At 46.6% G+C, this 1,896-nt stretch carries 2 protein-coding genes; both read right to left on the reverse strand.

Annotated features, from left to right (window positions below; all coding sequences use genetic code 11):
- Positions 1–125: 125 nt before the first annotated feature.
- Positions 126–1,388: a transcription termination factor Rho gene (gene rho, locus B7Y67_RS16620; RefSeq protein WP_015421283.1), complete on the reverse strand. Its 1,263-nt coding sequence runs from the start codon at positions 1,386–1,388 to the stop codon at positions 126–128.
- A 235-nt stretch (positions 1,389–1,623) separates the two neighbouring features.
- Positions 1,624–1,896, reverse strand: a 273-nt coding sequence (gene trxA, locus B7Y67_RS16625) for a thioredoxin (protein ID WP_293599579.1), incomplete at its 5' end; no start/stop codon positions are given.

The following is a 1,896-nucleotide window of genomic DNA, read 5'->3' on the forward strand; positions in this document are numbered from 1 at the left end:
CAGCCGTTTAAGTCCAAAGACCCAAATACTTACCCAGTTAAATGCAAATTATTAAAGCGGTAAAGGCGAAATTATGCCATGAAATCAACAACAAAGCCCACTTTTACCGACTCTGAGAGCCTAAATTAGCCGCCCTTACGCATTAAATCGAAGAATTCACCGTTATTTTTGGTGGATTTGAGCTTATCAACAATGAAGTTCATTGCCTCGATATCGTCCATATCGGCCAATAATTTACGTAAAACCCAGATTTTCTGGAGGTTTTCAGCTTTAACCAGCAACTCTTCACGGCGCGTACCGGACTTATTGAGGTTAATCGATGGGTAAACACGGCGCTCAGCCAAACGACGCTCAAGGTGTACTTCCATATTGCCGGTACCTTTGAACTCTTCGTAGATCAGGTCATCCATACGGCTACCTGTTTCAATCAAGGCGGTAGCGATGATGGTGAGTGAGCCACCTTCTTCCACGTTACGCGCTGCACCGAAGAAGCGCTTTGGACGTTGTAATGCGTTTGCATCTACACCACCAGAGAGCACTTTTCCAGATGAAGGAATCACGGTGTTGTAAGCACGAGCAAGGCGGGTAATCGAGTCAAGCAGGATAATGACGTCTTTTTTCATCTCCACTAAGCGCTTGGCTTTTTCAATCACCATCTCAGCAACTTGTACGTGACGCACCGCTGGTTCATCAAATGTAGAGGCAACCACTTCACCGCGTACAGAACGCTGCATTTCAGTAACTTCTTCAGGACGCTCATCTACCAACAATACGATCAAGATCGCATCTGGGTTGTTTGCAGAGATCGCATGCGCAATGTGCTGCATCATCACGGTCTTACCGGATTTAGGTGAAGACACGATCAAGCCACGCTGGCCATAGCCAATCGGGGAGATCATATCGATGATGCGACCAGTTAAATTTTCTTCAGCCTTGATATCACGCTCTAATTGAACAACGCGATTTGGATGCAAAGGCGTTAAGTTCTCGAACATGATGCGGTTCTTTAAAGCCTCTGGAGGCAAACCGTTGATCTTGTCTACCTTAACCAAGGCAAAGTAACGCTCGCCATCTTTAGGGGTGCGAACCTCGCCCTCAACGCTATCACCCGTATGCAGGTTAAAGCGGCGGATCTGAGCAGGTGAGATATAGATATCGTCCGGAGAAGCCATATAAGAGGCATCTGGGGAGCGTAAGAAACCAAAGCCATCAGGCAACACTTCCAAAGTGCCGTCACCGAAAACGGATTCACCTTCCTTGGCGCGCTTCTTGAGGATGGCAAACATCAACTCTTGTTTGCGCATACGTTGCGTATTTTCAATCTCCAGGCTGGCTGCCATTTCAAGCAGGGCGGATACGTGGAGGACTTTGAGTTCAGATAATTGCATGTGGTTCTCGGGTGTAGATAAGGATGTAAATGTGTTTTGAGGTATCGCTGTCTAGACGAACATCAGACAGATTGGAAAAACAGAATTTTGGGGAGTTTGCTAAAAAAGAAGGGGGAGGGAAATTACTGGGAATCTTGCGAGAAATCGGAGCACTGTAAGTGCGATGAATTAGATACTACACTAAAAACAGTTAAAAACCACAGGCTCACCCAGTGAACCTGTGACCTGGGACTATTTACAGATGACTATCAATAAATGCAGTCAGCTGGGATTTAGCCAAAGCGCCTACTTTTTGAGCAGCAACAGTGCCGTTCTTAAAGAGGATCAATGTTGGGATGCCACGAATATTGAACTGGGCAGGAACGCCTTGGTTCTCATCTACGTTCATCTTTGCGATTTGGATCTTGTCGCCATACTCACCAGCCAGCTCTTCAAGGATAGGGCCGATCATCTTGCAAGGACCACACCACTCAGCCCAGAAGTCGAGGAGAACAGGTTTATCGGACTT

This window comes from Polynucleobacter sp. 35-46-11 (assembly GCF_002281105.1).

Excerpts from the sequence above, each read along its gene's own strand:
- rho (WP_015421283.1), bottom strand. The coding sequence starts at position 1,388 with ATGCAATTATCTGAACTCAAAGTCCTCCACGTATCCGCCCTGCTTGAA.